Origin of the sequence: Kitasatospora sp. NPDC048365 (assembly GCF_043200835.1) — a bacterium.
GTDB classification, from domain to species: Bacteria; Actinomycetota; Actinomycetes; order Streptomycetales; family Streptomycetaceae; genus Kitasatospora; species Kitasatospora terrestris.
Genome location: NZ_JBICYJ010000022.1, coordinates 119,283 through 140,183, shown reverse-complemented (window position 1 = coordinate 140,183; position 20,901 = coordinate 119,283). Strand labels below are relative to the sequence as shown.

Sequence of the window (20,901 nt, the reverse complement as noted above, 5' to 3'; positions counted from 1 at the left end):
AGGCTAATTTCCCAGGTACGCAAGTCCGGTCGGGCCGTAGCTCGCGTTGTCCACGACCGTCCATGCGGCGTCCGTGCTCGCCCCGGTGGTGGCGTCCCACGCGTAGAGCGACATATCCCATGCGCTCGGAATGGTGCTGCCGGCGCTGTTGTACTGCGGACGCACGTCGTACAGCACGTAGCCCCGGTTCATGCCGCCCTCGGCTCTGGTCTCGAAGGTGCGCATGCTGTTGGTGATGGTGCCGCCGGTTGCCTGGTTGGTGTTGGCTCCCTGCTGGAAACACGGCGTCAGGTTCCGCTCGTCCGCCGTTCCGCCGGCCATGCGCGGCACGGAGTGGCAGCGGGCGAGGGCTTTGCTCGGGGTGAACCCGAGGGCGGCGGCCCGCGCCTGGGCGTCGTTCCAACCCCGAATGGTGCCGCTCGCGGCCTGACCCCGGCTGGAGCTGGGCTTCCCTTCGAGACAGGCCATGACTCCCCGGTTGCGGCCCTGAGCGTCCGACGGCAGGTAGGCGACCCATCCTCCGCCGTTCAGGTCCGTGGCCCCAGAAGGCTTCCGGTCCTTGCAGGTGGGGACAGGCCGGTTGCCGTTCTCCCCGGGGGCCGGGCTGCTGTGTCCCGCGGCGGGCGCCGGGGAGACGGGGGCTTCGTCGACCGTCGTGACCTCGTCGACGGGGAGTTGTTCGCCGTTGCGGTGCACGACCAGCCCACCTGGTCCGAAGTCCGCCGGGGCCGGGGCAGGGGTGGCGGCCGGGGCGGTGGTGGCGGCCGGGGCCCGCACCCGTACCGCCGTGTAGTGGCCGTTGGGCTTGCGGACCAGCCCGTCGTAGCTGACGGCCGGGCTGCCGAGGGTGGCTGCCTGCGCGGGGGTGAGCCGCCGGACGGCGTCGGGCGTCAGGTACGCCGTGCCCGGGCGCGTGTCGACGGTGGTGCCGTGCTGCTTCGCGTACTGCGTCAGCGCAGCGGCCCGGGGCTGCCGGTAGGGACTGTCGCCGGTGTCCTCGTCCTGGCCGGCCGACCGGGTGCCGGCTTGCGGAGCGGGGGCAGTCGCGTCACCACCCTGGTCCATGGCGGCCGCGGGGTTCGGCGGAGCGGAGGAGAAGCTCTGGATCGCCTGCGCCATCTGCCCGAGCAGCTGCCGGCCCCGGGACTGGAGCTGCTGTTCCTTCGTCTTGAGGTCGGAGGACTTCGAGTCGTTGGCCTTGGAGGCGGCGTCGAGCTGGGAGGACCTGGCGTCGACCTGGGAGGCCTCCTGCCGGATCTGGCTCTCCTCGCCCTGGATCCTGTCCTCCACGGCGTTTTCCTGGTTCCTCTTGGCCTCCAGTTGGCGCGCCTCGGCGTCGAAGGCGGCGGCCGCGGCCGCCTGCGCGGGCAGCTGGAACGTGTTCGGCTTGGCATTGTGGGCGGCGATCTCGCCGTCCACGGCCTTCGCACGCTCGTTGTGGGCGCTGATCTCCTGGTTCAGCGTGGCGACCCTGGCGTTGAGCGCCGCCTTGCTGTCGCGAATGGCGGCGGACTCCTTCGTGATCCGCTCCGCCTCGGCGACCACGGCCTTCTCCTGCTGTGCCAGCTCCGCCGCCTGCCGGTTCGCGTCCTCGATCTCCACCAGCAGGGTCGCCAGGGCTGCCTCAAAACCCCGGGGCGCCACCAGCGGTACGGGGGCGAGCGTGCCCGCCTGCGCCTGCGCCGGCACCGCCACGGCATCGGTCGCCGCGATCGTCTGTACTCCCGCGGCAACGATCGGCGCCAGGAGCGCCATCAGCAGGAGGTGCAGGATCCGGCGCAGTGTCCGCCGGCGGCGCGCGGCCGCCGTGCGCGAGGGCGCGGTGCGTGCGGCAGCCGTGCGTGAGGGCGCGGTCATCCGGTCACCTTGCCGGTGAGCTCGTCGGCGATCACGGAGACGGTGCGCTCGCCGTCACCGGCCTGGCAGACGGCGGCCTGTATCAGGCTGGCGCCCTTCACCCGGGCCTGGTGGTAGCAGGCCCAGTTCGCGGTGTCGCCCTGCGTCGCGGTCCACGCCGTCGCGACCTCGGTGGCGGGGTGCGCCGCGTAGGTCCACTTCGACGTGCGTCCGGCCTGGTCGGTGAGGGTCGAGGAAGGGCACTTGGAGAGGCCGTCGGTGAGCGCGCGGAAGGCCGCGGCCGCCTTCTCGCGGTCCGGGAACACGCCGATCACCTGGTTGACGGTGTAGCTGCCCGAGCCTGCGACGTCCTGGTAGGTCGCCGACAGGAACGCCTTCCACGCCTGCCCGTAGACCGACTGCGTGGTCGGTCCGGCGGCGACGGCGCATTCCGACGGGGCCGCGGCGAGCGGGGCGTGCGGCCGGTTCGACTGGGGCCCGGCCACCACGGTCGTTCCGGCCAGTCTGCTGACGCCGTCGGCGCTGAGCAGGTCAGCCTGGACGGTCCCCTCGGCGATGTGCGGAGGGAGGCCCGTCGGCTGGTGCGGCCAGAACCACCACCCGATGCCGGCCAGCAGGAGACAGGGCACCACTGCGGCCACCAGCAGCCGCCAGTGGCGCAGCACCCCGACTCCCCGGCGCGCTGCCCTCGCCGCGGGAGGCGTCACCGGCGCGGCCGGCACCCCTGGCGGCGCCACCGTCGCGGCCTGCGGCTGCACGCCCGGTCCGGCAGCCGGCTGCACACCCGGCCCGGCAGCCGGTTGCACGCCCGCCCCCGCCGCCGGCTGCACGGGCACGGACGGCGCCGCGCCGCCGCCGCGGCCGAGCCGGGGCGGTACCGCACGTGGCGTCTGCTGCCAGGTGGGCGGCGGCGGTGCGGCCGGGTCCTGGTTGCGGTGATGATTCGTCATGGCGCCTTCCTGGTCGCGGTGTTCGGGTCGGCGCCGTTCATCGGCCGCACGAGACGGCGAGGACGAACAGCAGGAACAGCACGGCGAGGGCGCCGAGGCAGCCGATGCCGCCCTCCGGGTTCTTGGTGTTGGCCTCGACCGTTCCGCCGGGGCGCAGGCCGGGGTGGTGGTGGGTGTAGTGCGCGATCTGTGCCTGCTCGCCCTGGGACTCGGTGCCCCAGGAGGTCTTGAAGCCGCACTCGCCGCACCGGTAGCGGTATGCCATGTCGGATCCTTGGATGGTGTCGGTGGGATGGTTGATCGGTCGCCGCGCGGCGGGAGTCAGCGCCAGCGCCAGCAGACGGTGTAGCCGAGGGCGGGGAACTCGTTGGAGCGCCAGTAGGTGGAGGCGTCCTGTCCGCAGAACGCGGGGTAGTTCGGCGTGCTGGTGCGTCCGGTGACGTAGACGTTGGAGCGCTCGCAGCTGCCGACGTTGGTGAAGATGGAGCCCGACTTGGACAGGCATTCGCGGACGGTGGCGTAGCCCGCGTCGTCGGGGAACACCATGGACAGGCACTGCAGGACGTCCTGGTCGGCGCCCTTGGGGCCGGAGACGGTCCGCCACTGGTTGTAGTGGGGCCAGCTGTCGCACTTGGAGTGGTCGCTGGTGCCGCGGTAGACGGCGAGGACCTTGAAGGCGCCGGTCCGACAGGACAGCAGCGACCACGGGCCCGTGCCGTTCGGCCCGAAGACGCAGTCGCCCTGCCGGGCGTGGTAGGAGTCCCCGCCGGAACTCTGGTAACTGAGGCACAGGACCCGCGAGTAGCGCTTGGAGCTGACGCTCTCGTCGTTGCCGGGCACGTTGGCGCAGCCGTCCAGGTCGGTGCTGCCCTCGTTGATCCGGACGACCTTGAACGCCCCGATGGTGCAGGTGGTCGGGGTGAGATCGGCGTGGCCGCTGGTCCCGGTGTCGAAGAAGCAGTCGCCGACGCCTGCGGTGGCGACCGGATCGGTCGGACTCGGGCTCGGGGTGGGCGTGGGCGTGGGTGTCGGGGTTGGGGTCGGGGTTGTCGGGCGGGTGCTGCTGGGGGTCGGATCGGGCTGCGGGGTCCGGTACGGACTGCCGACGGGGCGCGGCGGATGACTGGCCGTCAGTGGGTGGCTGCCGGCGGCCGAGCGGGCGTCGGCCGGGCGGGAGTCGTCACGGTGTGCCGCGAACAGCAGCACTGCCACGACGGCGGCCACGGCGACGAGCACCTTGCCGACCCCGGCCGCCGTGCCGCCCGCTCCCGTGCCGCCCGCCGGACCCGCCGGACCCGCTGAACCAGCCGCACCTGCACCGCTGTTGACGCGCGGTCGCGGCGCAGCCGACCCGGTCGGCGGCTTCGGCTTCGGCTTCGCTCCCCCGGCGGCTTTCGGCCTGCGGGCCGGCTTCACCTTGCCGGACGCCGAGGCCAGTTGCTCGGCCCAGGCGGCGGGTGTCGGCCGGGCGGCCGGGTCCGTCCCGAGCGAGGCGCGGGCCAGGGCGCCGAGGGCCGGGTCGATCGCCGCCAGCGCGGCCGGGTCGGTCGTGCTCTGGTCGCGGGCGAAGAGGCGGACGGCGAGCAGGGCGAGCTTGTAGGTGTCGCTGTGCCGGGTCGCCCGTTCCTCGCCGGCGGGGACGTGCCAGTCCGGGGTCTCGGCCTGCGGCAGCACCGTCGCAAGGTCGGTGCGGGCCGCGTCGCAGTCGATGAGGAAGCACTCGGGGTGCGGCGCGAGGGCGAAGAGCAGGTTCTTCGGCGAGAGGTCGCCGACGGCGACGCCGAAGCGGTGCAGCCGGTCGAGAGTGGTCGCGAGGTCGGCGAGCAGCAGCAGCCGGTCCCGGTCGGTGACGGTCAGTCCGATTCCGTCGATGTAGGTGTCGTCGTTGAGGAGGTACTCCAGGGTGGCGAGCCGGGGCGCGCCCTGGTTGCCGGCCGCCAGGGTCCGGAGCGTGAAGCGGAAACGGTCGGGAACGGCCCGCATCAGGAACCCGCACGTCTGTCCGCCGCGCCGGACCACGGCGGCCGGCCAGGCGGTCTTCTCGCACAGCCAGCGCCCCTGTTCGCCGGTCAACCGCCCGGGCAGTGCGACCGCGGCGGCCAGCGCGGCGGCGTCCACCTGCGGCAGCACCGCGGGGGCGTACTCCTTGTAGACGACCTCCCAACCGCCGTCGTCCGCGGACTCGTTGATGCGCTTGTTGCGCACCCGGTGGACCGATCCCTGGCCTCCTCGGCCGAGTTCCCCGTCCAGGGCCAGCGTGGCGAACTCGACCGGGTCGGCCGGCCGCTCGCTCACCTCGCTCCCTCGGCCCGGGGCCAGATCACCAGCAGGGTGCGGTCGTCGTCGAAGGTCTCCCGGGTGAAGTCCAGCACGTGGCCAAGCCACAACGGTGACGGCGGCGAGGCGAGTTGGCGGGCGAAGAGCTCGCCGACCCGGCCGTCGCCCTCGCCGAGCGGGTCGCCGAACCCGTCGGTGCCGACCAGCAGCGTCCACGGCTCGGCCAGCCGTCCGACGGCGGTCTCCGGCCGGTCGGGGACCAGGGGAAGCGGGGAGACCTCGTTGCTGACCAGCGGCGTGCCCGGTACGGCCTTGCCGCCGAACAGCGGGTGATAGCCGCCGCCGGCCCGGTCGAGGAGCCATGCCCCGGAGTCGCCGATCCGGAACAGTTCGGCCTCCAGGGCGTCGCCCGCGGCACGGACCACCCCCGCCACCAGGGTGGTCGCGTACAGCCGGGCCACCTCGGCCGCCTGCGGCGCGGCGACGCCGAGCCGCCACCGCGCCAGTTCGCGCAGCCGTTCCGCGGCGTGGGCCGCGACGTCGGCGCCGTCCAGCCGCTCCGCGCCCCGGTCGAGCAGGTGCAGGATGCGTTCGACGGCGGCCCGGCACGCCTCGACGGCCCCCTGGTGGGACTCGGCGGCGCTGGACACGCCGTCGGCGACCGCGAACACGATGCCGCCGGTGGCCTCGTGCACGGCGGCGCGCACCGCGTCCTGGCGCGGCTGCCGGTAGTAGCGGTGCTTGGCGCCGCGGACGGAGGCGAACCGCAGGGTGAGCCGGTCGGTGGACCAGCCCTCGCACTCGCTGTCGGGGAAGTCGAAGGCGTACTGACTGGGCGGCCGGGCCTCGAACTCCAGGCCCGGCACGTCCACGGCGATCCGCTGCCACGGCACCGGGCCCGACCCGGTCACCGGATCCGGCCCGGACGCCGGGTCCGACCCGCTCGCCGGGGGCGGCCCGGCGGGCCTCGGGGGCGCCGCCGGCGGCACGGGGTCCGGGTCGCCCCGGCGCGCGGGCGTCACCGGCCGACCTCGTCGATGGCCATGGTGAACTGGTCGGGCCGGTTCACCACCAGCTGCGGGTTGGCCGAGTTCAGGGCTTGCCCGGAAGCCACCATGCTCATGGTGAGCGAGTGGAAGAACTCCGAGATCGCCCGGCCGACGTCGGCACCGGACTTGGCGAGGAAGGCGAACTCGGGACGGGTCGCGACGTCGACCATGGTCTGCGCCCGGGCGTCGCCGAGACCGCAGGCGATGATGTTCGGCGCGGTCGGCGTGCGGTCCCGGTCGGTCAGCTCCGCGTGCGGAGCGTGCCAGGACGAGCCGTCGGTGGGCTGCCCGTCGCTGAGCAGGAAGACCACCGGGCGGTGCACCCGGTAGCCCTCGCCGCGCAGCCACTTCACGTCGCCGGGGATCCGCTGCAGCAGGTCCTCGAAGACGGCCCGGTAGTTCGTCACCCCGCGGATCACCAGCCGGGGCACCGTGGTCTCGGTACGCATGTCGGCCACCGCCAGCCGGACCTGGACGTCGTCGGAGAAGCCCAGCACGGCCAGCCGGAGCTTGGCCGCGACCATCGGCTCCGCCCGCAGCCCCTCGCACAACGACGCCACCCCCTCCCCCAGCTCCCGCTGGTACGGGGCCATCGAGCCCGACTCGTCGGCCACCACATAGGCCGGCAGCAGGACGCCCTTCGCCTCCGCCATCGCAAACACCGCCTCCCTCACGTTCACGCACCTGGTCTCGCGGACCGGGGCGGCCCGGGCCGCGCAACGAGGTGCGCCGGGGGCCGCGGAACCGCTGTCCGCAGCACCGATGCTGACGTTGCGTCAGGAAAACGCCCAGGTCAAAGGGCCGGTCATATGTGACCGGTCGTCAGGGGTAGGCTCGCTCTGGTTTTCGGATCTTCGGGGGAAGGGCGGGTCGTGGCGCAGACGCTCGGAGCACTGGTACGGCAGTTACGGAAGCAGGCCGGGCTGACGCAGTTCCAGCTCGCCGAGCGGGCCGGGGTCGGCGAGAGCACCGTCCGCCGGATCGAGACCGACCGGACCTTCGACCACCGGCTCGGCACCATCAACCGCATCGCGGACGCGCTCGACACCGGTCCCGAGGACCGCCACCGGCTCAGCGCTCTCAGTGGCGGCACCGCCCCGGAAGCCCCGGCGCCCCCATCGGAGACTCCGGTGCCCCCACCGGAAGCCCCGGCGCCCGCACCGGAACCACCGCCGCCGCCCAGGGACCACGGCCCGCTCGCCGACGCCGCCGAGGAGCTCGCCCGCGAGAGCCGGCAGCGCTGGCGCCGCGAGGAGGCCCAGCACCGGGTCCACCACCCGTTCGCCCTGCCGGTCCGCTGGCAGCAGGTGTCGGCGGGGGTCGCCGACCAGTCGGCCAACGCCCACCTGCTGGCCCCCGGCGAGGCCCGCACCGAACCGGACCTCAGCGGCGACCTGCGGCAGGTTGCCGAGATCTACCGGCGCGTGCCGTCCGGCCGACTGGTGGTCCTCGGCCGGGCCGGATCGGGCAAGTCGATCCTGGCGGTCCGCTTCGCCCTCGACCTGCTGGACGCCCGCACCCGCAACGAACGGGTGCCGGTGATCTTCAGCCTCGGCGCCTGGGATCCGACCACCGTGGCCCTGCGCGACTGGCTGATCGGCCGACTGCTGCGCGACTACCCGCACCTGGCCCGCCGGATCGCCAGCGGCAAGACACTCGCCGCGGACCTGCTCGACGACGACCTCGTCCTCCCCGTCCTCGACGGATTCGACGAACTCGCCGAAGACCTGCGCGCCCCGGCCCTCGAAGCACTCAACCTCTCCCCGCTGCCGCTCGTCCTGACCAGCCGGCACACGGAGTTCACCGCGGCCGTCCGGACCGCCCACGCCCCACTGGCCGCCGCCGTCGTCCTGGAACTGCGCGACCTCGACCTCGACGACCTGCGCGGCTACCTGCCCCGGACCGACCCCGCCTTCCTCGCGCCCGCCTTCCCCGGGCCCGCCGACACCGACGAACCCGCCGACACCGACGGGCAGGGCGCGACCTGGGAGACCGTCCTCGACCCCGCCCGGACGGCGGAGAGCGCCGGCCGCGCCAACCTCACCGCCGCACTGCGCACCCCGCTGATGATCGCCCTCGCCCGCACCATGTACAGCGACCACCCCGAACGGCGACCGGGCGAACTCCTGGACACCGCCCGCTTCCCCACCCCCGAGGCGATCGAGAAGCACCTGCTGGCCGGGTTCGTCCCCGCCGTCTACCGCCCCCGTCCCACCGAACGCCTCGACACCGCCCACCGCCGGCCCGGATCGTGGGACGCGGAACACGCCGAACGCTGGCTCGGCCACCTCGCCGACCACCTGACCCGGCTCGGCCGCGAACGGCAGGACCTCACCTGGTGGGAGGTCGGCACCGGCATGAGCCGCCTCGCGCGCACCCTGATCATCGCCGTCCTGGCCGGCATCGCCTTCGGCGTCACCACCGCGATCGGCAACCTCCCCGTCGACCTCGTCGCCACCGCGCACAGCCTCCGATTCGCCGTCGTCCGCGGCCTGCTGGTCGGCGTCCTGCACGGCCTCGCCGCCGGTACGCTCTTCGGGCTCGTCTACTGGCACGCCTCCGCCCGCGCCGCCCTCAGACCCTCACCGGTCCGCATGCGGCTCGGCACCGGCACCCCGACCACCCGCCGCAACGCCCGCACCCGGTTCCTGATCGGCCTGTGCGGAGGAGCCGCCGGCATGGCCCTGCTCATCCTGGTCGACGAAGGCCTGGTCGCCCCGATCGGACTGGCCGACGGACAGGGCGCCGGCACCGCCGGGCTGCTGTTCATCCCGCCGATCGCCCTCGCGACCGGGCTGGTCTTCGGTCTGATCGCCCTGTTCGAAGCCCCGGTCCGCACCGAATCCGTCGTCAGCCCCGCCGACCTGCTGCACATCGACCGCCGCAATGTCGCCTACCACCTGCTCACCTGGGCACTCGTCCTCGGCATCGTCGTCGGCCTGCTCAACGGCATCGTGTACGGGCCGCTGCGCGGCTTCGAGGTCGGCCTGGTGTTCGGACTGGAAGGCGCGTTCGGCGCCGGTCTCGCCTACGGACTGAGCATGACCGCGTGGGGCCAGTGGGTGGCACTGGCCCGCATCTGGCTGCCGCTCACCGGCCAACTGCCCTGGGCACTGATCGCCTTCCTGGACGACGCCCACCAGCGCGGCGTGCTCCGCCAGGTCGGCGCGGTCTACCAGTTCCGCCACGCCTGGATCCAGAGCCACCTGAGCCGCAGCCACCAACAGCGCCACGGCCGCGGACAGCGCCACAGCCGCGGACCGCACCGACGCGACCACTCGACGGAAGGGGCACGATGAGCACCGAATCCCGTTCCCGTATGCACCGCCCGAGCGGGCACGCCCGGCGCGCCGCCGTCGCCGCGACCGCCACCGCACTCGTCGGCGCCCTCGCCACCGCCCCCGCAGCCGCCCGGCCCGCCGCCCCCACCCTGCACTACACCTGCGTCTTCCCGACCATCGGCGGACAGGCCATCACCGCCAGGATCTCCGCGGACATCCCGGCCATCCTGCCGGCCGGCGAGTCCAGCCCGGCCTTCGCCATCCAGGCGGCCGCCACCGTCGAGGCCACCTTCACCCTCGGCCTGCGCTACGTCCTCGGAGTACGCAGCATCGAAGGCTCGGTCGACGCCGAGACCCGCGTCCTCGCCCCCCAGGGCGAGACCGCCGTCCCCGTCCACCTCACCATCACCCGCACCGCCGTCCCAGCCTCCGGCGCCTTCGAGATCCCCGCCACCGGCAACGCGCCCCGACTCACCTTCACCCGCCCCGGCACCGGACGCGTGACCGCCGGCAGCTTCACCCTCCACCTCGTCCCCAAGGACGCCGACGGCAACCTGGCCGGCATCGGCCGGGTCGACGTCCCCTGCACCCTCAACGCCGGCCAGGACAACACCGTCGCCCCCTTCGAGGTCACCCCCGCGAAAACCTCCCCCACAACCTCCCCCACCCCGTCCCCCACCGCCTCGGCCCCACCCTCCGCAAGCCCCGCCACCACCCCGCCGGGAACGGACACCTCCGCCGCCGCAACCACCACCTCCGCCGTCGCGGCCACCGCCTCCGCCGCCACCCCGCCGGCCCCGGCCCCTCCACCGTCGGCGCCCGCCGCCCCGCCGACGCAGACCACCCACCCCGCGGGCGCCGGCCTGATCACCGCCGCAATCGCCGCAGCCCTGGCAGCCGCCGTCGCCGCAGCTGTCGTCCTCCGTCGGCGGTCCAAGCGCCGCAGCGTATCCTGACTGTCCGTCATGTCTTGCCCGGCGAACGCATCCCCGGCCCTCGGACGGCCGTAACACCCCGGGCTGTCGGCTGCTACTCCGCCAGCAGCCAGGGAGCGGAGCGCAAGTGCGCGACGCTGCGCCGCTCACGGCCATCCGGAGGCCCGCCGACCGCCTTGCCCACCGCGACCATGGAGACGATCACCCAGCCCGGGCCCGGGTCCAACTCCTTGGTGAGCCCTTCCAGGTCGAAGGCCCGGAACTGGTGAGTGGCCAGTCCCATGGCCTCGGCCTGAACAGTCAGGTGGGCGACGGCCTGGCCGAGGTCGTAGTCCGCGAACTCGGAGTAGAGCAGGTTCGTGTCATCGACGTGCCGCCGCGTCAGCGTGACGACGAGCAGGCCCGCATCCGTCGCCCAGCGGGCCGAGCTCGGTGCAAGGTGAGGAAGCAGCCGGTCGTGCTCCGGCTCACCGGGCCTACCGAGGAAGAAGCCCCACGGCTGGGAGTTCCCCGCCGACGGCGCCCACCGCGCCGCTTCCAGCAGCAGTCCAAGAGCACGGTCGTCGACGACCGCCGACGGATCGAACCGGTAGGGGCTGAAGCGTCCGGCAAGCAGAGGGTGTATGCCGCCGGGCGGCTCCTGAGGACCGTGCATGTCCGGCTGCAACCAGCAACCACGAGCCCGTATTCCAGCCAGTACGAGCACAGGGGGCGCCCTCGGCGTGACCCTGGCAGTGTTCGCAGCCTGCCAGTTCGCCGTGCCCGCCGCGCTGCGCCCGCACTACCTCGCCCCCCGTACGGCGGACATCCGCCTCGACATGGAGATATTGGGCCGTGCCGACGGCATTGTCCTGAACGGCTCCTCGCTCACCATCGGCGGGATCGCCCTGCCCAACGCCTGGGTGGTATCGGCCGGTCCCGCAGTGGGTCCCGCAGGGCGCGACCCCGACGGTGACGCACTCGCGGCCTGTCTGGCCCCGGGCCAACACGCCCGGACCCTGGAATGCCTGGCCGAGCAGGACCTCCACGTGGCCGCGCGCTACCAGCCCAGCAGCCGCTACTGGCCCATCCAGTTCATCGAGTCCGGGCTCTACGCCGTCATGGCAGCCGCACTCGTTCTCCTGTGCTTCGCCCTGGTCCGACGCTCCCTCTGACCCGCCGTCGATCCGCGGCGGGTGCAGCGCCCTCGGCGGGACAAGACGCCGTCGTGGCCCGTGGCGTCGAGGCGGGTCGGCAGAAGCAGGTCAGTGGCAAGGGACTGGAGCGCCGCCGGCCCGTCGCCTCGCACGTGCCGCCGGGGGCGACATCGACCTCGCGCCTTCGCCCGGCGGTGCGAGATCCGTGGTGACGCTCCCCGACGGGTGACCCGGGGCGGACGACACCCGCCCGCCGAAGGGCTGCGGCGGGCGGGCGGCTGCTACCCGAGGTGCGTCGGGGCGAACATCCGCAGCAGGGCGGGCAGCACGACGACGCTCGGGCCTGGCGCGGCCAGCGCGGCCGCCAGGTCGTCGCGCAGCGCCTCCGGGGTGGTGGCGGTGGCCGGGACGCCGAACGACTCGGCGAGGCGGACGAAGTCCGGCCGGGCGAGCTCGGTACCGGTGGCCTCGCCGAACGTGTCGGTCATGTACTCGCGCAGGATGCCGTATCCGCCGTCGTCGACGATCAGCCAGGTGACGTCCAGGCCGTGCTGACGGGCGGTGGCGAGTTCGGCGATCGAGTACATCGCGCCGCCGTCGCCGGAGACCGCGAGGACGGGGCGGCCGGGCAGGGCGGCGGCCGCGCCGAGGGCGGCCGGGTAGCCGTAGCCGAGGCCGCCGGCGCCCTGGGCGGAGTGCATGGCGCCGGGGCGGCGGGCGTCCCAGGCGGACCACGCCCAGTAGCCGAGGATGGTCATGTCGAAGAAGGCTGGCGAGTCGTCCGGCAGCGCGGCCCGCACCGCGGCCAGCACCTGCTGCTCCAGCTCCAGGCCCTGGCCGTCGATCCGCTCGCGGACCTGCTTGAGCAGGCCGGCGGCGACCGCCTCGCCGCCGCGGTCCCGCGGCCGGGCGGGGACGGAGTCGGCGAGTGCGGCGAGGGCGAGCCGGGCGTCCGCGTGGATGCCGAACGCCGGGTGGTTGGACTCCAGCTTGCCGAGGTCCGCCTCGATCTGCACCACCTGCCCGCGCGGGCGGAAGGTGTGGTAGTTGCTGGAGAGTTCGCCGAGCCCGGAGCCGACCACGAGCAGGACGTCGGCCTCCTCCAGCAGGTCGGTGGTGTGCCGGTCCTCCAGCCAGGACTGCAGCGACAGCGGGTGCTCCCACGGGAAGGCGCCCTTGGCGCCGAAGGTGCACGCCACCGGGGCGCCCAGCAGCTCGGCCAGGCGCAGCAGTTCGCCGTCCGCGCCGGCCCGGACGACCCCGCCGCCGGCCAGGATGACCGGCCGCTCGGCCTCGGCGAGCAGCACGGCCGCCTCGGCGACGAGTTCGGCGCGCGGCGCGAGCGGGCGGGGCGCGGGGCGCAGCCCGGTGACCCGCGGCACGGTGGTCGGGGCGAGCAGCACGTCCTGCGGGATCTCCACCCAGACCGGCCCGTACGGGGCGGTGAGCGCGGACTCCCAGGCGGCGGCGAGCGCGGACGGGATCTGCGAGGCGGTGCGCGCGGTGTGCACGGACTTCACCACGTCGCGGAAGCTGGCCTGCTGGTCGACGAGCTCGTGCAGGTAGCCGCGGCGGCGCCCGCCGAGCCCGGCGGAAGGGATCTGCGAGGAGACCGCGAGCACCGGGACGGAGGCGGCCGCGGCCTCCTGCAGGGCGGCGAGCGAGGTCAGCGCGCCCGGCCCGGTGGAGAGGAAGAGCGGGGCGACGGTGCCGGCGGTGCGGGCGTAGCCGTCGGCGGCGAAGCCGGCGTTGTTCTCCACCCGCAGGCCGACGTACCGCATCCGGGAGCGGCTCAGCGCGTCGAACAGGCCGAGGGCGTGCTGGCCGGGGATGCCGAAGACGGTGTCCGCACCCAGGTTGGCGAGGGACTCGACGACCAGGTCGCCGCCGTTGCGCTGCGCGGTCATCGGCGCTCCTCCGCGATCTGGCGGGCCATCAGGGTGGTGAGCTCGTAGGCGGTGTGCGAGGCCGCCACCGAGGTGATCTCGGCGTGGTCGTAGGCGGGCGCGACCTCCACCAGGTCGGCGGAGACCAGGTGGCAGCCGGCCAGGCCGCGGAGGATCTCCAGCAGCTCGCGGGAGGTGAGGCCGCCGGCCTCGGGGGTGCCGGTGCCGGGGGCATGCGCCGGGTCGAGCACGTCGATGTCGATGGAGACGTACAGCGGCCGGCTGCCGATCCGCTCGCGCAGCTGCTGCACCACCTCGTCCACGCCGCGGCGCATGACGTCGGCGGAGGTGACGATGCCGAAGCCGAGCTTCTCGTCGTCGGTGAGGTCCTGCTTGCCGTAGAGCGGGCCGCGGGTGCCGACGTGGGAGAGCGCGGAGGTGTCGAGGATGCCCTCCTCGACGGCTCGGCGGAACGGCGTGCCGTGGGTGTACTCGGCGCCGAAGTAGGTGTCCCAGGTGTCGAGGTGGGCGTCGAAGTGGAGCAGGGCGACCGGGCCGTGCTGGGCGGCGACCGCGCGCAGCAGCGGCAGCGCGATGGTGTGGTCGCCGCCGAGGGTCATCAGCCGGGCGCCGGTGGAGAGCAGGTCGCGGGCGGCCGCCTCGACGCTCTCCACGGCCTCGTTGATGTTGAACGGGTTGGCGGCGATGTCGCCCGCGTCGGCGACCTGGGCGAGCGCAAACGGCGAGGCGTCCTGCGCCGGGTTGTACGGCCGCAGCAGCCGGCTGGCCTCGCGGATGGCGTTGCCGCCGAACCGGGCGCCCGGCCGGTAGGAGACGCCGGTGTCGAACGGCACGCCCACCACCGCGATGTCGGCGCGGCCGACCTCGTCGAGGCGGGGCAGCCGGGCGAAGGTGGCGGGGCCGGCGTAGCGGGGGACGCGGGAGGAGTCGATCGGTCCGCGCGGTTCGAAGCTGCTCATGAGGGTCCTCGGTGTGGTTCTCAGTCGGTGTGGTCGGGGGCGATCCGGTGGGCCAGCCGGAGCAGGGCGGCCCAGGCCAGGTCGTACGCGGCCGTGTCCTGGAGGTCGGAGTCGGTGTCCTCGCCGGCCAGCTGGCGGGCGGTGAGCTCGCGGACCTCCGGGGAGGGGAGCACGAGCCGGGCGCCGCCGGCCTGTGCGGTGGTCTGGATCTCGCAGGCCTTGTCGAGGTAGTACATCCGCAGGAAGGCCTCGCCGGGGGTGCGGCCCACCGTGAGCAGGCCGTGGTTGCGCAGGATCAGTGCCGGGTGCCCGCCGAGGTCGGCGACCAGCCGCTGCTGCTCGTCGAGGTTGAGCGCCACGCCCTCGTAGTCGTGGTAGCCGACCCGGTCGTGGAACTCCATCGCGATCTGGTTGATCGGCAGGAGCCCGTCGGCCTGTGCGGCGACCGCGCAGCCCGCCCGGGTGTGGGTGTGCAGGACGCAGTGGGCGTCGGAGCGGGCCGCGTGGATCGCGCTGTGGATGACGAACCCGGCCGGGTTGACCGGGTGCGGCGTCTCCTCGACCGCGTTCCCGGACAGGTCGATCTTGACCAGGTCCGAGGCGGTGATCTCCTCGAAGAGCAGCCCGTAGGGATTGATCAGGAAGTGCTGCTCGGGGCCGGGCACCCTGACCGAGATGTGGGTGAAGATCAGGTCGGTCATCCGGAAGTGCGCGACCAGGCGGTAGACGGCGGCCAGCTCGCGGCGGAGCCGGAGCTCCTCGGCGCTGCGGGCCGGGGTGCCGGCGACGGGGGTGGTCAGGGTGTCCGCCACGGCTCAGACCCCCACGGGGACGGGCTCGGCCTCGGCCGGGGTGCCGCCGGCCAGCCGCTCGCGCCAGTTCTCGAGGATCCGCTCGTCGGTCGGCCGGGTGACCAGGCTGACCACCAGGTAGGCGCAGAGGCTGACGCCGAGGCCGTAGTAGATCGGCTCGTTGGCCAGGGTGCCCTTGGCGATCATCAGGGCGACCACCGTGGCGCCGCCCGTGGTCATCGCGGCGAGTGCGCCCTGGACGTTGCCGCGCCGCCAGAGCAGGCCGCCCAGGATCGGTACGAGCAGGCCGCCGACCAGCAGGTTGTAGGCGACGGTGAGGGCGGACAGCACGTCGTCCAGCAGGCAGGCCAGGCCGATCGAGACCGCGCCCAGCAGGATGATCGCCAGCCGGTTGGAGGCGACCTCGTCGTGCCCGGCGGCCTCCGGGCGGTCCTGCCCCCGGCCCGCGAAGGCCCGCAGCCGGGCCCAGATGTCGTTGTTGGCGACGGTCGCGGAGGCGATCAGCGCGCCGCTGGCGGTCGACATCATCGCGGACAGCGCGGCAGCCAGCACCAGGCCGCGCACCCCGGTGGGCAGGGCGCTCTTGACGATGGTGGCGAAGGCGCTGTCGGCGCCGGGGAGCTGCGGGTAGAGCGCCTTGGTCGCCATGCCGATCACGGCGCCGGCCAGGGCGTAGACCAGGCAGTAGGCGCCGGCCACGGTGCCGCCCCAGGAGGCGACCCTGTCGGTGCGGGCGGTGAACACCCGCTGCCAGATGTCCTGGCCGATCAGCATGCCGAAGGTGTAGATGAGCACGAAGGTGAGGATCGACTCGCCGCCGATCGACCCGAATGAGAAGTAGCCGTCGGGCAGCTTGTCGGCCATCGCGCCGAACCCGCCGGCCTTGACCACGGCGATCGGCAGCAGGAGCAGCAGGACGCCGATCGACTTCACCACGAACTGGACCATGTCGGTCAGGGTGATCGACCACATGCCGCCGAGCGCGGAGTAGCCGACCACGATGGTGCCGCCGATCACCACGGCCGCCCAGCGCGGCACGTCGAACAGCACGTCGAAGACGGTGGCGTAGGCGATGGTGGAGGTCACCGCGAGCATCAGGGTGTAGACCCACATCACCACGCCGGAGATGACGCTGGCGGCGTCGCCGTAGCGCAGCGACAGCATCTCGGCCACCGTGTAGACGCGCAGCCGGGCGATCCGGGCGGAGAAAAAGATGCTGAGCGCCAGCAGGCCGAGGCCGATCGCGAAGACCATCCAGGCGCCGGACAGGCCGTAGGTGTATCCGAGGCGGACGCCGCCGATCGTGGAGGCGCCGCCGAGCACGACCGCCGCCATGGTGCCGGTGTACATCAGGGGGCCGAGGCGGCGGCCGGCGACCAGGAAGTCGCTCTTGGACCGGGCGCGTCTCTTGCCCCACCAGCCGACGCCGACGATGCCCAACAGGTAGCCGATCATCACGACGTAGTCGATGGCCATGAGTCCTCCGATCCGGCCGGTCCGCGCTGCGGGTGCGGGACTGCCGGGGTGTTCGTGGGGGACGGCGGGCCGCGGGCCGGGAAGGGGGGTGCCGGCCGCGCGGGCTGCGCGTAAGGGGGACGGGCGGGCCGTCGGCGGTCCTACCGACCGTACGTCGACCCGTGCTGAGACCGTAGACGCCCAGGCAGACGGGCTGAAGTGGCGGATCTGCCCATTCTCTATACTTTCGATGGACGAACCATCCATCGGAGGGAGTCGGGGTTGTCCCAGCCGCGCGTTCCGCACGCCCCGGCCCCGGGCACCCCGGTGCTGCCGCTGGCCGTCCTACTGGACGCGCCGGGCCTCGGCCTGACCCTGGTCGCCGGGCCCCGCGACGACCGGCTGATCGGCACCATCGGCACCACCGAGCTGCCCGAGCCCGCCCCCTACCTGTACGGCGGCGAGCTGCTGCTCACCGCCGGCGTGCGCTTCCCGCCGACCGCGGAGGCGGTCGACGCGTACGTGCGCAGCGTGGTGGAGGCGGGCGTCGCCGCGCTCGGCTTCGGGGTCGCCCCCGTGCACGACGAGGTGCCCGCGGTGCTGGTCGAGGCCTGCGAGCGGCACCGGCTGCCGCTGGTGCGGGTGCCGCCGGCCACCCCGTTCGTGGCGGTCAACCGGGCCGCGTACCAGTTCATGGCGGAGGCCAACAGCCGGGACCTGCGCGAGGTGTCCGAGGCGCAGTCCGCGCTCGCCTCGGCCGCCGCCCGGCCGGACCCGCTCCCCGCCGTCCTGCAGCAGCTGGCCGCCCGGCTCGGGGCCTGGGCGGCACTGTTCGACGCGGCCGGGCAGGAGCTGTTCACGGCGGGGGCCCGGCCCGGCGCACCGCTGCCCCGGCAGCTGCGCGAGCTGGCCACCCGGACCACCGCCCGGGTCGCGGACCGCGGCCCCGGTGCCCCGCCCGCCGCGGCCGCCGAGCACGCCGCCGGCCGGCACCTGACCGTGCACACGCTGCCCGGCGGACTCGCGCTCGGCCTCGCCGCCGAGGCGCCGCCCACCGGCGTGCACCGCTCGGTGACCGGCGTCGCCGCCGTCCTGCTGTCGCTGCTGACCAGCCCCCGGCACGCGCTCGGCACGGACAGCAGCACCGCCGGGGCACTGGTGCGGCTGCTGCTCGGCGGCGCACCCGCCGATGCCGCCGCACTGCTCCACCCCGGCGGCAGCTGGGTGGTGGTGCGGGGCCGCCGCGACCGCCCCGGGCCCGAGACGGACCCCGTCCGGCTCGCCGCGCTCGGCACCGCCCTCGGCACGCCCTACCTGGACGTCTCCGGCATCGCGCTGCTCGCCCTCGTCGCCGGGCCGGGGCCGGCCGATCCGGACGCGGCGGCGCGGCTGGGCTGGACCCTCGGCATCAGCGCCCCGGTCGGTCCGGACGGCCTCCCGCACGCGGCGACCCACGCCGAACGGGCCCTGCGCCGGGCGCTCGCCGCCGGCCTGCCCGCCGCCCGGCAGCGCGCCGAGGCGCTCAGCGTGCACGCCCTGGTCGACGAGGAGGACGCCCGGGCGCACGCCGAGACGGTCTTCGCCGCGCTGGCCGGCGCCACTTCCCCGGGTACCGCGGTCCTCCTGGAGACGCTGCGCACCTGGCTGGCCCACCACGGCAGCTGGGACCGCACCGCAGCCGCCCTGGAGCTCCACCGGAACACCGTCCGCCAGCGCATCGCCCGCACCGGCGAGCTCCTGGGCACCGACCTGTCCGACGCGGACGTGCGGATGGAACTGTGGTTCGCCCTGCGACACCTGCCGGGGGAACGCCCCCCGTCCGCCTGAGCAGGGAACACGGGCGCGCCACCGGTGCCGGACCCGGCGGGGTCGGGATGGGTGTGCGCGACCTCGAGCTGGGTGCGCAGGACCGTCAGGGGGCTGCGGAGCTCGTGGGAGGCGTCGGCGATGAAGCGGCGCTGGCGGACCCCGGCGGCTTCGAACCGGTCGAGCATGCCGTTCATGGTGTCGGCGAGTCGGCCGGTCCGTGCCGCGCTGGAAGAAGCGGCCCGCACCGCTTCGCACCTGCTGAGCGGCCTGGTCGACGAGGAGTGGGGGCGCCGCTACGGCCGCCCGGTCCGACTGGGCAAGAACCCCACACGGCCCAAGACCGGGATCCTCGCCGTCAGCGAGGACGCCTGCCGCCTGCTGGAACACCTCCACCAGCACGGAGCGGGCTACCGAACCGGCCCGCAGGCAGAGGCCCTGCGCCGGATCATCGTGCAGAACTACTGCCGAAAGCCCACCTGCAACACGTACAAACCGGAAGTGCTCGTCCGGATCCCAGTCCAGGTCCGACGAAGACGCACCGCTCGGCATCACCGTCACTCCTCCCAGTCGGTGGGCGGAAGCCTGCCACAACCGCTGCACGGCCCCCGGGCCGCGGCAGGAGTGGGAGCGCGAGCGGGACTGCGAGAATCGCTCGTATGAACGACACTGACGACTCGACAGGAAAGCTGCGTTCCCCGCAGGTCACCCACCTGGAGTGGGGGCGCACGGAGGTCGAGGGCCTCGCCCCCGCCAAGGACGTCGTGCTCTACCCGGGCGGCGGTCACCCCTGGGACTGGAACGTGCACGGGACCCGCCACACCCCGGGCATCCAGCCCGGCGACGTCCAGGAGCTACTGGACCGGGGCGCCGACGTGGTCGTCCTCAGCCTCGGCATCGACCGCGTCCTCCAGGTCGACCCGGCCACCCTCGACCTCCTCACCACCACCGGTACCGAGTACCACCTCGCCGACACCCGCGCAGCCGTCGAGCTCTACAACACCCTCGCCCGGACCCGCCCCACCGGCGCCCTGCTCCACTCCACCTGCTGACCCTGTCCCCCCGTCATCTGCCGACACCTTCCGGCGATGCCCCATCGCCCGGAGCTCCCGAGCCGACCGGTCGGCGCAGCAAACGAATGAACGGAGCAGGACGCAATGGGGGCAGCGGCTCACGGCCTCCGTGAACACCCGATCGGGGCCGCGGGTTCGTGTGAGGAGACCGCCGCAGCCCGACGCTCGACTGGACAAGGAATCGTGGAATATCCCGTTGCCGTCCGATGTGCCCGGAAGGGATGCTCGGCGGATGTCCGAGAGTGGCTTCGCCCCCTATCCGAAGATCCCCGAGCGAGCGGCGCTCAGCCGCTCCGCCGTCCGCCGCTGGACGGCCACCGAGAAGGTGCACGGCGCCCACCTCGCCCTGCTCTGCGAAGACGGCACAGTACGGGCGGCCAAGCGGCGTGGGCTGCTGGACGGCGATGCGATGGACGGCTTCTTCGGACTCGCCCGGATCTGGCCCGTCCTGTCCGTGGCCGCGACCCGGATCGGCTCCGCACTGCGCGAGGAGTACCGCACAGCCGGGCCGGTGGTGCTCTACGGCGAACTCTTCGGCGGCCGCTACCCGCACCCGGCGGTGCCGCCGGAGCGGAACGTCCCGACCGTCCAGACCGGCGTCTGGTACGCGCCCGGCCTGCACTGGTCGGTCTACGACGCGGTGGTGAACGTCGGCGGGGAGCAGTGGTGGGTCGGTGACGCGGTGCTGCGCAGGGCCGCAGATGCGGCCGGGTTGCGGTGCGCGCCGCTGCTCGGGGAGGGCCCGCTGGTGCGGATGCAGGAACTGCCTGCGGCTTTCCCCACCCGCGTCCCCGACGGGTTCGGCCTGCCGCCGCTCGAGGAGAACCTCGCCGAGGGGTACGTGCTGAAGCCCACCGAGGACGTGCCGGTGTCGGCAGGGAGGCCGTTGCTCAAGGTCAAGCAGGCGGGATTCGCCGAGGACGCCCGCTACCAGGGTGCCCGCCCGTACACCGCGCCGCCGGGCGGAGCGGCCGGCGTGCCCGGCTGGCTGGTCGAACAGGCGGTTGCACTGCTGACCCCGGCGCGGGCGGCCTCCGCTGTCTCGAAGCTCGGCCCGACGGCCGATCCGGCGAAGGTCGCTGCTGAGATCGCCCGAGACACCGTCGAGGACCTCGCCGACCGCCTGGGCGGCCTTTCTCCCGCACAAGCGGCCGGCCTTGCCGCCTGTCTGCGGCAGGCCGCCCTGGACCTGGCCCGCCTCGACGCCGCCGGGCGCACCGCGTAAGGACAGGTGGATGCTCGTGGCACAGCACTTCCGGCCGACTCCGGAAATCACCACGAAGTCGACGCCACGACGACCCCTGCCACCGACCCCCGTTCAGCAGTCACCCGGGCCCGGCCGTATCCACAGGTATTGAGCGATGGGCTGTGGTGCGACGAGGACTTCGCCGACTGGTACCCCCG

At 73.9% G+C, this 20,901-nt stretch carries 18 protein-coding genes; 7 read left to right on the top strand and 11 right to left on the bottom strand.

Features of this window, described 5'->3' with window-relative positions:
• Positions 1 to 3: 3 nt before the first annotated feature.
• The 6 genes from ACGFX4_RS22940 to ACGFX4_RS22915 form a co-directional block, all read right to left on the bottom strand.
• The gene (locus ACGFX4_RS22940; protein ID WP_393077423.1) at positions 4 to 1,857 is read right to left on the bottom strand and encodes a hypothetical protein; all 1,854 of its coding nucleotides are present in this window, start codon (positions 1,855 to 1,857) and stop codon (positions 4 to 6) included.
• Positions 1,854 to 2,807 carry a sensor domain-containing protein gene (locus ACGFX4_RS22935; RefSeq protein ID WP_393077420.1) on the bottom strand — a complete coding sequence of 318 codons (954 nt, stop codon included), beginning with the start codon at positions 2,805 to 2,807 and terminating at the stop codon, positions 1,854 to 1,856. Before ACGFX4_RS22935 ends, ACGFX4_RS22940 begins: the two co-directional genes overlap by 4 nt.
• A 37-nt stretch (positions 2,808 to 2,844) precedes the next feature.
• A complete protein-coding gene (locus ACGFX4_RS22930; protein WP_393077417.1) occupies positions 2,845 to 3,072 on the bottom strand; it encodes a hypothetical protein in 228 nt (75 codons plus the stop codon).
• A gap of 56 nt (positions 3,073 to 3,128) precedes the next feature.
• Positions 3,129 to 5,102: a hypothetical protein gene (locus ACGFX4_RS22925; RefSeq protein WP_393077414.1), complete on the bottom strand. Its 1,974-nt coding sequence runs from the start codon at positions 5,100 to 5,102 to the stop codon at positions 3,129 to 3,131.
• Positions 5,099 to 5,995 (bottom strand): protein phosphatase 2C domain-containing protein, encoded by an 897-nt coding sequence (locus ACGFX4_RS22920; RefSeq protein WP_393077411.1) that lies wholly within the window; start codon positions 5,993 to 5,995, stop codon positions 5,099 to 5,101. The genes ACGFX4_RS22925 and ACGFX4_RS22920 overlap by 4 nt, the downstream gene beginning before the upstream one ends.
• A 107-nt stretch (positions 5,996 to 6,102) precedes the next feature.
• Complete coding sequence (locus ACGFX4_RS22915) at positions 6,103 to 6,786, bottom strand: hypothetical protein (RefSeq protein ID WP_393077408.1); 684 nt, start codon at positions 6,784 to 6,786, stop codon at positions 6,103 to 6,105.
• A gap of 219 nt (positions 6,787 to 7,005) precedes the next feature.
• Here ACGFX4_RS22915 and ACGFX4_RS22910 point away from each other — a divergent pair, with 219 nt between their 5' ends.
• Both ACGFX4_RS22910 and ACGFX4_RS22905 read left to right on the top strand, forming a co-directional pair.
• Positions 7,006 to 9,432, top strand: a complete 2,427-nt coding sequence (locus ACGFX4_RS22910) for a helix-turn-helix domain-containing protein (protein ID WP_393077405.1) — start codon at positions 7,006 to 7,008, stop codon at positions 9,430 to 9,432.
• Entirely contained in the window at positions 9,429 to 10,370 is a 942-nt protein-coding gene (locus ACGFX4_RS22905) for a DUF6801 domain-containing protein (RefSeq protein WP_393077402.1), read from the top strand. The genes ACGFX4_RS22910 and ACGFX4_RS22905 overlap by 4 nt, the downstream gene beginning before the upstream one ends.
• Positions 10,371 to 10,443: 73 nt before the next feature.
• Here the strand turns inward: ACGFX4_RS22905 and ACGFX4_RS22900 are convergent, their stop codons facing one another.
• Positions 10,444 to 11,004, bottom strand: a complete 561-nt coding sequence (locus tag ACGFX4_RS22900) for a nitroreductase family protein (protein ID WP_393077450.1) — start codon at positions 11,002 to 11,004, stop codon at positions 10,444 to 10,446.
• A gap of 67 nt (positions 11,005 to 11,071) precedes the next feature.
• Between ACGFX4_RS22900 and ACGFX4_RS22895 the strand changes: the two genes are divergently transcribed.
• A complete protein-coding gene (locus tag ACGFX4_RS22895; protein WP_393077399.1) occupies positions 11,072 to 11,503 on the top strand; it encodes a hypothetical protein in 432 nt (143 codons plus the stop codon).
• Between the two features lie 263 nt (positions 11,504 to 11,766).
• Here the strand turns inward: ACGFX4_RS22895 and ACGFX4_RS22890 are convergent, their stop codons facing one another.
• The 4 genes from ACGFX4_RS22890 to ACGFX4_RS22875 are packed head-to-tail and all read right to left on the bottom strand — an operon-like array spanning position 11,767 to position 16,639.
• Positions 11,767 to 13,392 carry a thiamine pyrophosphate-binding protein gene (locus tag ACGFX4_RS22890; protein WP_393077396.1) on the bottom strand — a complete coding sequence of 542 codons (1,626 nt, stop codon included), beginning with the start codon at positions 13,390 to 13,392 and terminating at the stop codon, positions 11,767 to 11,769.
• The gene (gene speB / locus ACGFX4_RS22885; RefSeq protein WP_393077393.1) at positions 13,389 to 14,351 is read right to left on the bottom strand and encodes an agmatinase; all 963 of its coding nucleotides are present in this window, start codon (positions 14,349 to 14,351) and stop codon (positions 13,389 to 13,391) included. Before speB ends, ACGFX4_RS22890 begins: the two co-directional genes overlap by 4 nt.
• A 20-nt stretch (positions 14,352 to 14,371) precedes the next feature.
• Positions 14,372 to 15,163, bottom strand: coding sequence for a class II aldolase/adducin family protein (locus tag ACGFX4_RS22880; RefSeq protein WP_393077390.1), 792 nt, complete (start codon positions 15,161 to 15,163; stop codon positions 14,372 to 14,374).
• 3 nt (positions 15,164 to 15,166) lie between these two features.
• Positions 15,167 to 16,639, bottom strand: coding sequence for a sodium:solute symporter (locus ACGFX4_RS22875; RefSeq protein ID WP_393077388.1), 1,473 nt, complete (start codon positions 16,637 to 16,639; stop codon positions 15,167 to 15,169).
• 261 nt (positions 16,640 to 16,900) lie between these two features.
• Between ACGFX4_RS22875 and ACGFX4_RS22870 the strand changes: the two genes are divergently transcribed.
• From ACGFX4_RS22870 to ACGFX4_RS22855, 4 genes are all read left to right on the top strand, one after another.
• Positions 16,901 to 18,445 (top strand): PucR family transcriptional regulator, encoded by a 1,545-nt coding sequence (locus ACGFX4_RS22870; RefSeq protein ID WP_393077385.1) that lies wholly within the window; start codon positions 16,901 to 16,903, stop codon positions 18,443 to 18,445.
• Between the two features lie 120 nt (positions 18,446 to 18,565).
• Complete coding sequence (locus tag ACGFX4_RS22865; RefSeq protein ID WP_393077383.1) at positions 18,566 to 19,087, top strand: hypothetical protein; 522 nt, start codon at positions 18,566 to 18,568, stop codon at positions 19,085 to 19,087.
• The gene (locus tag ACGFX4_RS22860; protein ID WP_393077380.1) at positions 19,084 to 19,476 is read left to right on the top strand and encodes an MTH938/NDUFAF3 family protein; all 393 of its coding nucleotides are present in this window, start codon (positions 19,084 to 19,086) and stop codon (positions 19,474 to 19,476) included. Before ACGFX4_RS22865 ends, ACGFX4_RS22860 begins: the two co-directional genes overlap by 4 nt.
• Positions 19,477 to 19,729: 253 nt before the next feature.
• Complete coding sequence (locus tag ACGFX4_RS22855) at positions 19,730 to 20,722, top strand: RNA ligase family protein (RefSeq protein WP_393077377.1); 993 nt, start codon at positions 19,730 to 19,732, stop codon at positions 20,720 to 20,722.
• The last annotated feature ends 179 nt before the right edge of the window (positions 20,723 to 20,901 follow it).

Coding starts and splice junctions, on each gene's coding strand:
- ACGFX4_RS22940 (WP_393077423.1), bottom strand. CDS start 1,857: ATGACCGCGCCCTCACGCACGGCTGCCGCACGCACCGCGCCCTCGCGC.
- ACGFX4_RS22900 (WP_393077450.1), bottom strand. CDS start 11,004: ATGCACGGTCCTCAGGAGCCGCCCGGCGGCATACACCCTCTGCTTGCC.
- ACGFX4_RS22855 (WP_393077377.1), top strand. CDS start 19,730: ATGTCCGAGAGTGGCTTCGCCCCCTATCCGAAGATCCCCGAGCGAGCG.
- ACGFX4_RS22930 (WP_393077417.1), bottom strand. CDS start 3,072: ATGGCATACCGCTACCGGTGCGGCGAGTGCGGCTTCAAGACCTCCTGG.
- ACGFX4_RS22905 (WP_393077402.1), top strand. CDS start 9,429: ATGAGCACCGAATCCCGTTCCCGTATGCACCGCCCGAGCGGGCACGCC.
- ACGFX4_RS22935 (WP_393077420.1), bottom strand. CDS start 2,807: ATGACGAATCATCACCGCAACCAGGACCCGGCCGCACCGCCGCCGCCC.
- ACGFX4_RS22865 (WP_393077383.1), top strand. CDS start 18,566: ATGAAGCGGCGCTGGCGGACCCCGGCGGCTTCGAACCGGTCGAGCATG.
- ACGFX4_RS22860 (WP_393077380.1), top strand. CDS start 19,084: ATGAACGACACTGACGACTCGACAGGAAAGCTGCGTTCCCCGCAGGTC.
- ACGFX4_RS22890 (WP_393077396.1), bottom strand. CDS start 13,392: ATGACCGCGCAGCGCAACGGCGGCGACCTGGTCGTCGAGTCCCTCGCC.
- ACGFX4_RS22915 (WP_393077408.1), bottom strand. CDS start 6,786: ATGGCGGAGGCGAAGGGCGTCCTGCTGCCGGCCTATGTGGTGGCCGAC.
- ACGFX4_RS22875 (WP_393077388.1), bottom strand. CDS start 16,639: ATGGCCATCGACTACGTCGTGATGATCGGCTACCTGTTGGGCATCGTC.
- speB (WP_393077393.1), bottom strand. CDS start 14,351: ATGAGCAGCTTCGAACCGCGCGGACCGATCGACTCCTCCCGCGTCCCC.